Source organism: Litorivivens sp. (assembly GCF_041625495.1).
Lineage (GTDB): Bacteria > Pseudomonadota > Gammaproteobacteria > Pseudomonadales > Spongiibacteraceae > Litorivivens.
Window position 1 is genome coordinate 1 of sequence record NZ_JBFJTH010000136.1, and the last position, 10,465, is coordinate 10,465.

Consider the following 10,465-nt stretch of genomic DNA (forward strand, 5'->3'; position numbering starts at 1 on the left):
CAGCCGCAACCGCAGCAGTGATCGGAGCTGCCGAGGGTTTCGGCTCTACCCCATAAACGGGGGATGGGCATTCATCTCACCCTGTTGATTATCCCGTCCCATCCACAATGGGCCAGCACTCTTAATCTGTAATTTTCAAAGTTTCTAAAACCATACGCTCGCCGTGACATCATTTCCATCTTGTTGTGGAAGCCCTCCGTGATCCCGTTGCTCTTGGTGAAACGCCACATCGCTACGATAGGTTGTAGCCATGACTTTAAGGTTGCCGCCAGCGCCTTTAACGGGCTCGCTGCCAACTGATTAATCAATGCCATGAAGGCCGGCAACTTGGCTTTGGCTCTGCTTCTTGTCAGCGTTTTGAGCAGCATAAAGCGAACCAGGCGCTGCTTGGCCACATACAGCTTCTGCAACACCGGGTAGGCCGACAAATAGTTCATCAAGTTGGCGTGCTGCTCGTCACTCAGCCGCCATTGATGGCGACGCATGAGGCTAATCAGCCCGCGGTTCTTCCTGCCTTCCGGGTCATGCTGTTGCCAGACCTTCAGGAAGTGCTGGTTAATCAGTCGCACCACATGAAAACGGTCGGCCACAATGGTGGCATTGGGGAAGTAACGACGGGCGATGCTGCGGTAGGTCTGCGATAGATCCATCACCACCACCTGAACACGCTCTTTGCCTTCTAAGTGCCGTAAATAGCGGCGCAAACTGGGTTCTGAGCGCCCCAGCTGGACATCAAATATCTTGTGGTTCCTTAGGTCTGCAAAGGTTGTAGCGTAGCCCTTCTTGCGCGTAAAGAAATGCTCATCAATCCCCAGCACCCGAGGGCAGGCGCGGCGGTCACCCTCGGAGCGCTTCTGGCTGACATGATGCTGATACCAGCGCTCAACCGTCGCGGGGCTGATCCGATGGGTCAGCGAAAGCTTGCGCTGTGTAACACCGCCATCGTGGGCCTCAAAAACTTCCAGCCGATACGCTTCCGAGGCTCGATAACGGGGTCTGATGCCGGTAAAGGAATGCCGAAAATAGCGCCGGCAGCCCCGGCAGTGGTACTTAGGCACCCGCAGATGCAGTGTCAGCACCTGATTGCCCTGGCGGGTATGCTTTACGGTACGCCAGTAGGACGCCTTGATCCGCAAACCCGGCACCTGGCAGTGCTTGCACGGCGGCCTGAAACTCGGCTTGGCCCACACCTCAATACTCTGTGTGCGCACTACCCGTTCAATCTCAAGGCCGGGTATGCCTATAATCCTTCCTGCGTGGGACATCGGTATTCTCCATCAAACTGTTTCTTCGCAAATTCAGTTTAATGAATGCCGGTGTCCCCCGTTAATGATGAAGAGCCCATTTTTCCCGCTACACAGAAATTACGTTCAAGTCTCAAATTCGATCCTGGGCTTCGCGCCTTTGCTTAGATCCACTTGGGGCTGACAGAGCAATAGCCGCGACGACTCTACCCCGCCACTCTCCATGACCAATGACTTGAAGCTCTCTCCACGCGCCTCGCTGATTACTTTTAACTCCTCCACATAGGCCTCATCGGAAATCCCGCTATCTGCACGCGCTAGATCCGCTACAGTGGCTACAGCACACACCTTTACCTGAGTATCAGGTTTGTCTTTAAGTAGGCGAGTAAACTCGTCGATAAAGGTCTTATGCTCTGGCAGGTTCTCAATCGCACCCGGCGAATAGATCAGATCCTGAAATTTCACCTTAAGCATGTACTCGCCAGCCATCATCACTACCGATAATACGTTTGCATATGGTACGAAGGTTTCCACCAGATAAGACTGCGCCGACGACATGATGGCTTTCTTACTAACCAGCGCAATAAAGCTGGCTGGGCCAAACCCCGGCTTTTCAATATCTCCTGTCAACGGAACCTTGAGTTTAAAGTTCCCTTTATCATCCATTAACATGCCTAACGCCGAGTTCAACGGCATCGCCCCCTGGTCTTTCAGCAAATTGGGCTGCGCGGCATCTTTGGATGACAGTTTCAAGCCGCGAATAGAAAGCTTCGATTCGCCATCAATAATATTGTCGACTATCTCAAGCTTAATCTTGGTATCGAATTGCCCACTTAGCATCTCGAAACCCAACGCTTTTTTCAGATACGGCGATACCTTTGGCAGCGAGTACTCTCGAACATTTGCATTGGCTTGAAAGTTTACTTTCTCTGCAAAGGGCTGCATGGAACCAACGATCTTTGTAGACGCGTACTTATCTGTTTTAACTTGAATATCAAACGTCATCTTTCGATCTGGGTGACGACTATCAAGCTGACTGACCTCGAACTTCGTAAACTCTATTTTTTGCCTAAACACGGGCTTAACACTCGAATCAATAAAGTTAAAATGACTGCCATCCGAAACGGCCAACTGATTTATACTGTAGGTCAACGGTGCATTGCGTTCTTCAACTGGAGAATCAGCCGGCTGTTCCAGTTCCACAGTCTTAATACCTTCGATGGCTCCTGTGTCTTTAGTGGCCGGCTGTTCTAGCGCCACCAAATTTGAGGGCTTCTTATCACTATCCAGATGTACCGAACCATCAAGGCCATCAAATCGCATTGTATCAACAGCCATGTGCCCATCTTTAAAATCTAGCTTAATAACGCTAACTTTATCGATAGCAGCAATCGCTTGCATCGCTTTCTTTTTATCGGCGCCTGAATCGGGCGCGTCCCCCTTCTCAGATACCAATAGTTTATCGACAACAGTCTTCCCAATCGCTAATTCCGGAAAATCTACGAAAGCAAGCTTGCCATCTGCGATATCGAGGGAAGCATATTGAAGCAACGTATCGCGTCGATTTTCTGACGAGATACGCGTTAATTTACCGCCAACAGAAAATTGCGCATCAACCTCAGGCGCAGAATCCTCTCGAATTTCAAGACGCCCACTGTTGATGATCGCTATGAGCGCCTCACTATCCAATGCCACGCCATTTCCAACAGCAGAAAGATTGGAGAACTGCACCTTCAGTTCCGGTACATCAAGCAAAATAGAAGACTCATCAAAATCGATATGCTGGCGAATATTCACATCAACAGATCCCGACACATCGCTGACGTACTCTCCCAATAGATAGCCGACTCGACTCAACGGATAGTTATTCATACTAAAATCTATTTCGAGCTGGCCGGCACGCGATTTAGCCCCAAGAGACGCGACCATAGATAGCGGCGCGCCGTCAACTACCGCACTAAGCGACACCGTAAAGCTCTGTGAGTGCTGATCTATTGCGACAGCGCTGACGATCAACGACTCAATTGTCAATTGATGTCGAACCCCAATATTGTCAATTGCAATTGAAATATCGTCGAATTCGATTTTTTTCGCATTAACACGCCAAATGGATTCCTTCGGCAAATCCAGTTTTTCGCTTGCAGCTGCAGCACTATTATCGACAGGAGCGATTTTTATTGAACCATCGAGACTGTCTGCAGCACTTGTCGGGCTTACCTCTAGCATTGCAGCGGCCCGAACACCAGCTGCTGATTCATCGGCCTCAGCCTGCTGCGCAGACATCGAAAAACCAGCCATCGTTATATCGGAAGCCGAGCGAGATGCCAGAACGGAAAAGCCAGTCATTGAGAAGCCTTCAAACTTCAGTTCTTTCGAAAACAACGAAGACGCGTCGACATCAACAAAGCCGGAATCTATCCGTGCTAAGTCCTTGCCCGTTTGACTGGCGAGTAATTTTACATCCTGAACTGATAATTTAAGGATGAAGGGATTTAGTCGTATGACTGAATCGTCACTTAACTGCACATCGTACGGAGAAAGCACGCGATTGACTTGCCAGCGCGCGAGCGTCGGGCTAAAAGCCCAGACGGCAAGACATACAGAAAGTAAGATTAAGCCAACAATCAAAACGACCCGCCTCAAGATCACATAGAAACTAGTGCTTCTCGGCAAGGCCTTCGTGGTTGTCATAGCCGTTTCACCCTGTTGGATAAACCATTGCTGTTACTAAATACACGACCTTTCAGCGAAGGATAAAGGTGCCAAAGGATAACGTTCGAAACCTAGAGTGCCCGAAAACAAGAGTGGTAACGGTAGGTCTTTGAAAACGCCAAAACCTGCATGGTGTCTCCTGGAGCTAGCCTAAAGCGGGCTGTATCCGCGACGGCGCGCACTAGCCTTAGTTACGTTTGCGCAAACCATAGCAACGGCGCCTACAATAGAAGCATAGGACAATATTGGCGCACTGGGCGCCCCTGAGAGGAGCATTCAGGTCTGAGGCCTGAGGTAAGCCCTCCAATACAAACTATAGAAGTCTCAACCAATACAGCCACTTCACGTCACGCACCTAGATTCAGATCAACGCAGCGAAAGTTGATTAACCGATAGATATCAGTGTGTTGAAGGATCTATGTGAATGCCTGGCTGACGTTGGCAGGGCGATTCACGGTGTCAGCTGGCAATGAGCAGATAGACCTGCTCCCACTGTCATTGCGTCAGAAAACCACGGCAACAGCACGCATCTCCAACGATTTTCTCACCAACCTGTCCAGCGCCGCTTCAGATCGGGCCTTCCAATCCTTCTCGGCAAACTCGTCTGGCCCGCTCTGCTCGGCTTCCATGATAAGGCTACGTATTGCCTGAATATTTGAACGCAGCGTCGGCGGCGTATTGGCCGGCTCTTCGAGCAGCGGCTCGTCGAGAATGCTGCCAATCTCGCTGGGACGGCCTAGCGCAATGGCGTGTACCAGCGCCTGTAACCGGCGGTAGTATTTTTCTGCGACCGATTCACCCGGCAAAGTCGCCGCGCCGTGCGGCTCACCCAAGGTGTCAAATACATAGGCCTTGCCTGAATCCATCGCTGTGTCGCAGTACCAGTGCTGTTTGGGGTCGTGAAGAAACAGCCAGATATCGTTGAGTTGCGTTTGAGCATCACGCTCTAAAAAACCATCGGTTGTAAGGGCGTAGCGAACCTGTTGCGTTGCGCTATCCACCGTTCGACGGTCTGCCAGCGCAAGCGGCTGCGTAGACTGCTGCAGGGGAATCCAGAGATTAAGCAGGTGTACGGGGGAAAATCGATTGGCACGCTGCCCCGTCTGGTGGCGAAACAGCCATGGCGCAAAGCCCTTCAACATCTGCTTCAGAGGGGTGCCGTAGACATTCTGGTCGCCGTGAACCCTGTCGGCCGCACGGTGGCCGTTATGCTCTGTCATGGTTTCGTCCGGCGCCACATCCAGACCGTTCGGCCCGGCGCTACGCATAATGAATCCCTCAGGCGCTACAAAAAGCACCTTGAGTCGACGACCATCGGTCAGCCGAAAGGTTTGCCCCTGAATATGCCCACGAATGGCTTTAGCTGTAGCGGCGGATAGCTTACCAGCAGCGCGCACAGCGCTCAGTTCAGCCTGCAAGTCAGGCAACCCGGCTAACTCGATCTGTGCAAATCCTACCTCGGACAGGCCTGCGGAGATCGGTTGATCACTTAGGTCAATCGCTTGGCACCAATGCGACTCTGTGCCCTCACCGGGCCTGTCTGCGGCGAAACGGGTTGGAATTCTCAGCCCTGTTTTGGTTGCCGCATCAGAGACCACGTCTTCGCGGCGCGCGAATGCCAATTTTATATGGAGAGGCGCATTTGGCGAGTGCGTAACGGCTTGCTGTGTCATTATTCTTAAGTTGTCTATTTACGGTTCACCCACAATAAACGAGTAGACGAACAAGTCATTAAAAACAGATTACACCACTGCAGATATTGGAAAAGATCATATATTTCAATTCGTTAGATGTCGATCCAAGACAAAGCGCCCAGCACTCCACACCAGCTCACCGCCGGGCTGACAAAATAATACAGGCTTGCCATCAACCCTGACCAATCCGGCCATTGCCAGACTAGTCAAGCATGTTAGGATTCAGCTTAAGGGGCGCGATGCCCCGCCATATTCGAATAATAAAATCCTAGTCTGCGCTCAGATGCGTCCAGTTCTACTGATAATCGCAACTCGCAGACAAGCACTTCAAAGGAGATACCTTTGCCATGGCTGGATTGCGTGTTTCCAGGCTACCTCACGTCGTCGTACTGTGCTTGTGCCTGTCACCTTCTTACGTATTCGGTGTCGACCTTTTTTCCGGCCTGCTCACTCCCGATACACCCTTTGATATTACTCAAGCTCCAGAAGCGCCAGACTACAGTAAATCCAAAAACTGGGCCGCCCTGCCAAGTAAAGAGGACAACGCCGATATCGTTCCAAAGGGAACGACCGAGCAGGACCTTCAGGCCAGCGCCGCTATCGACGCATTTTATATTCACCCAACCAGCTACCTGCTTGGCGGCAACTGGAACGCCTCTGTCGATGACCTACTTTCGAAGGTAATCACCGACTACGGCATGCTCCCCCAACACGCAGCGGTATACAACGGCGTAGCTCGCGTGTTTGCACCCCGCTATCGACAAGCGTCGCAGGGTGCTCAGGTGAATCCACTAAGCTTAAACGACAGAGAACAGGCTCTCGCGCTCGCGTTCAGTGATGTGCGAAGGGCTTTCGACTATTTTCTCGACCAGTACAACGATGGACGCCCCTTTCTCATCACCAGTCACAGCCAGGGCACCACACATGCCATTCCCCTGCTGCAATACCTTTTTCAGGAAAGACCCAAAGATGCCAGACGACTGGTCGCCGGCTACCTTATCGGCAATACGGTCGACGAAAAGTGGCTATCCCATTTATTACCCGTATGCCAAACCGGGACCGACACCGGTTGCTACTTGAGCTGGAATGCAATCGCCGAGGGTGGCGATGATAGCCACTGGAAAAGCAAGGGGCATCCAGTATGCGTCAACCCCCTATCCTGGCGACAAGACAACGCCGCAGTACCCAAAAGTGAGAATCTGGGCTCACTGCCTATCACCGGACCATACTTTCTGGACGCTCCACACAAGGCGCAAACTGGCGCCCGATGCGAAGATGGTATTTTATGGATAACCGCGCCGCAGGCACGCGGCTATTCAATGGCGCTATTCCCCGGCGGTGGCTATCACGCCTACGACTACAACTTATTCTGGATGAACATACGGGAAAACCTGCGTGAGCGAACACGCGCTTACTTTCAACAACAGCGGTAATGCCTGCACACAGCGCATCACCATACGATAATAAAATGTTGAGACGATGATGAAGAGCAACCGACACACTATCCTACTAGCCCTCGCCCCGGCCTTTGTGCTTGCCGCCGCAGACAGCACGCAAGCGCAAACAGAGCAATCACCCCCCTCTTCCGCGCCAGCGGCCATGATAGAAGAGGTTTACGTTACGGCCAGCAAACGCACGGAATCTATCCAGGAGGTATCAGCTGCGGTTTCCGCTTTTTCGAACGAACTGATTAAGTCGAATAACATCGACGGCTTTACCCAGCTCGCCGATATTACGCCAGGGCTGGTTTCGCGTAACAACCGTGAAGGCAACGATATAACCATTCGCGGCATCGGCAAGGCCTTTGGTGGCACGTCGCCGGTTGCGTTTCATGTAAACGGCTATTTTGTTGACACCACAGAGCCGTTCTACGACGTTCAGACCATCGAGGTAATTCGCGGACCCTCCGGCACCGTCTACGGTAGAAACGCCACCGCAGGCGCTGTGGATGTGAAATGGCAGCGTCCGGTAGACCACTGGGAAGTAGGTGGTGACCTTCAAGTAGCCTCGTTCGACAATCGACGCCTGCGCAGTTACATCAACGCACCGGTTGCTGACGGCATCAATACACGCCTTGCCGGCCTATGGGAGCAGCGAACCGGCTATCTCGACAATGAACTCGCCTCAGGCGATGAAGAGCCGGAAAGCTTCACCCGTTATTTTTACCGGGGCATCATCGAAGGTTATCTGAGCGACAACCTCCGCGTCGCACTGCACGCCATCAAGAATCATAAAAAAACCAATGCCGGTGTGGTCGCCAGCCCATCCATTTCCACTCGACAGAGCGAACGCTATGAAAGCTTTGGGGTAAAGCCCATGCCGCTTGATCTGCTCAAGGTCCGCTCTCAGCAGTATCAGGAAATTGGTCCCGTGGTTGATAAAAACAGTCGCCTGGTGGCAGACCTCACCTGGGGACTGGAGGACCTGTGGCTAATTGGCAACATGGACATTGACCTCATTGGCGGCGTAGAACGCAGAAGACTGCATCGTTATAACGATTTGGACGGTTCCGAGATCAAAATTGTAGAAACCGACAACTATCTCAATGGTGTAGGGCGCAATGTGGAGCTGCGATTCACCTCGCAGAATACAAATGGCGTTGAGTGGATTCTGGGCTTTTTCTGGTACCGGGATGATGACCACGAAGATCGTTATGTTGTTGCCCGCACGCGCCAGAACCTAGGCCAGCTATTTTTCTCCCCCTTAGACCTTCCGCTGGGCCTTGCGGAACGCACCTTCGACGCCGAAGTCGTTACCCGCGACATGAACAACGACACGAAGAACGAAGCGGTGTTCTTGAATGTGCGCGCCAATCTGCACGACATGGTCGCCACCCTCCCCGAAGTTGAACTGTTTGCCGGGGTTCGGGGCAACCGCGATGAATACCGCCTAAAGGTAGAACGCGATACCGCCGCCGCCCGTGACCAGCAGACCGGCCAGCCCAACCCACCTTTCGTGGTCTCGGACCAATCGTTCAATGCCCCGGGGGATTCCACCGCGACCACAGGCGAAGTTGGCGCCAAGTGGTTTTACAGCGACGAAGGCATGCTGTACGGAAAATACGCTACGGGTTACAAACCGGGGACCGCCCAGATACGCACCGATGGTGCGCTAAATCAGGTAGACCCAGAATTTCTGAATATGATCGAACTCGGTTGGAAAACAGCGCTGTTCGACAACCGCTCGCTAACCCTGAACGTTACCGCCTTTGACTACTCCTACGAAGACCTGCAGGTTTCTAAAATTGTGGTCACCGGCATTGAGCTGAACAACGCCGGCGCTGCCTCCATTCGCGGCGTTGAAGCCGAGCTGCAATGGGCACCAACTCACTCGTTTCTGGCGCATTTTTCACTGGGCTGGCTCGACGCCACGTTCGAAGAGTTTTGCGGCCGTGATGATGAGTTGGTGAACCAAAACACCCAGCCGGGCTGCGACGCTGATCAACCCCACAACTTCAAAGGCGCGCGAATGAGTGATTCGCCCGAACTGACCTTTGGTGCGCTACTGCGTTATACGCACTCGCTGGAGGCAATGGGGCGTCTAACCGGCCTGCTGAAATTCAGCTGGTCAGACGACTATCAACGCCGCCCGTATGACAATCCTATAGACCGGGTCGACGCGCACCACAAAACAGATGTCAGGCTAAATTGGAGCAGCCCCACAGACCGCTATCGCGTAGGCGTGTTTGTAGAAAATCTGGAGAATCACGATGACATATTCACACATCATTTTTCCCAACCTGATCCCGGCAACTACTCACTGATCGCTCCCCAGCCACCGCGTACGGCCGGTTTGATTATTGAGGCAGACTGGTAGCCCCAGACAATTCTACGGGCAGCGCGTAGGCAATATACTCCGCGCCGGACATCTGCCCCAATTTGCCGCCGCCTGCGGCGATAACAATGAATTGTCGTCCGCCCGCCGCATATACGGTGGGCGTCGCAAACCCGGCCGCTGGCAAGGTCGTTTCCCACAGCAACTCACCTGTTTGGCTGTCGAATGCGCGGAATCTGGAATCTGGCGTGGCCCCGATAAAAAGCAGCCCTCCGGCAGTAATCACTGGGCCTCCATAATTTTCTGCACCCAAGCCTTGGTAGCCCAGTGCTGTGGCTTTGGGGTAATCACCCAACGGAATCCGCCATTTGATGCGCTCGTTTTTAAAGTCAATAGCCGTCAACGTTCCCCACGGCGGCGCGCTGGCCGGAAGCCCATCAGGGTCGACAAACTTCTGCCAGCCCGCGTTAAGAAAGGCAAAATCTCCACTTCCTTCAGCCAGCGGCGCTTGGTCTATCTCGTCACTCAGGTACAGATAGCCAATCACTGCTGCCAGACCATACCAAGGCAGCAACTGATTTGCCGGCATGCGACCACGCCCATCGCGCGCAATACGATAGGCCTTGAGTGGGTTCATTCGCTCGCGCAAACCCACCAGCGAGGGAACCGTCAGTCCGTCACCAGCGTGATCCACCCCATGGCATCCAGAGCAAGCGATCAAATAAGCGGAGCGGGGCGTTGCGACCCCTTTATCCGTGGCATCACCCTCAACCATCTGAATAAAGTAAGGCACTTCATTGGCGTTTATATAGAGTGTCTGTGTCGCTTCGTCCCATGCTGCACCGCCCCACTCGGCGCCACCGTCTATACCCGGATAAACCAGCGTTCCCTGCCGGCTGGGCAACGTATACAAGCCACCATAGGCAAACTTTTCGTACTTGCGCCGCACCACCTCGGCAACTAGCGGCGTTCGCGTCGACAGATCATCTACTGACAAATGCTGCCGGGTGAACGGCGGCGGTGACAGCGGCAGCGACTGAC

At 53.0% G+C, this 10,465-nt stretch carries 6 protein-coding genes; 2 read left to right on the forward strand and 4 right to left on the reverse strand.

Features of this window, described 5'->3' with window-relative positions:
- Positions 1–71: 71 nt before the first annotated feature.
- The 3 genes from ABYP39_RS14195 to ABYP39_RS14205 all read right to left on the reverse strand — a co-directional run bounded on the left by ABYP39_RS14195 (position 72) and on the right by ABYP39_RS14205 (position 5,578).
- On the reverse strand, positions 72–1,265 hold the full coding sequence (locus ABYP39_RS14195; RefSeq protein WP_372783151.1) for an ISL3 family transposase: 1,194 nt from the start codon (positions 1,263–1,265) through the stop codon (positions 72–74).
- Between the two features lie 105 nt (positions 1,266–1,370).
- Positions 1,371–3,935: a DUF748 domain-containing protein gene (locus tag ABYP39_RS14200; RefSeq protein ID WP_372783153.1), complete on the reverse strand. Its 2,565-nt coding sequence runs from the start codon at positions 3,933–3,935 to the stop codon at positions 1,371–1,373.
- A gap of 524 nt (positions 3,936–4,459) precedes the next feature.
- Positions 4,460–5,578, reverse strand: a complete 1,119-nt coding sequence (locus tag ABYP39_RS14205; RefSeq protein ID WP_372783155.1) for a hypothetical protein — start codon at positions 5,576–5,578, stop codon at positions 4,460–4,462.
- A 419-nt stretch (positions 5,579–5,997) separates the two neighbouring features.
- Between ABYP39_RS14205 and ABYP39_RS14210 the strand changes: the two genes are divergently transcribed.
- Positions 5,998–7,083: a DUF3089 domain-containing protein gene (locus tag ABYP39_RS14210; RefSeq protein WP_372783157.1), complete on the forward strand. Its 1,086-nt coding sequence runs from the start codon at positions 5,998–6,000 to the stop codon at positions 7,081–7,083.
- Positions 7,084–7,129: 46 nt separating this feature from the next.
- Positions 7,130–9,466, forward strand: coding sequence for a TonB-dependent receptor (locus ABYP39_RS14215; protein ID WP_372783159.1), 2,337 nt, complete (start codon positions 7,130–7,132; stop codon positions 9,464–9,466).
- On the opposite strand, the gene ABYP39_RS14220 is transcribed toward ABYP39_RS14215, so the two are convergent.
- Positions 9,447–10,465 (reverse strand): c-type cytochrome (locus ABYP39_RS14220; RefSeq protein WP_372783161.1); only part of this gene is annotated, 1,019 nt, incomplete at its 5' end. The two genes, ABYP39_RS14215 and ABYP39_RS14220, sit on opposite strands and share 20 nt — an antisense overlap.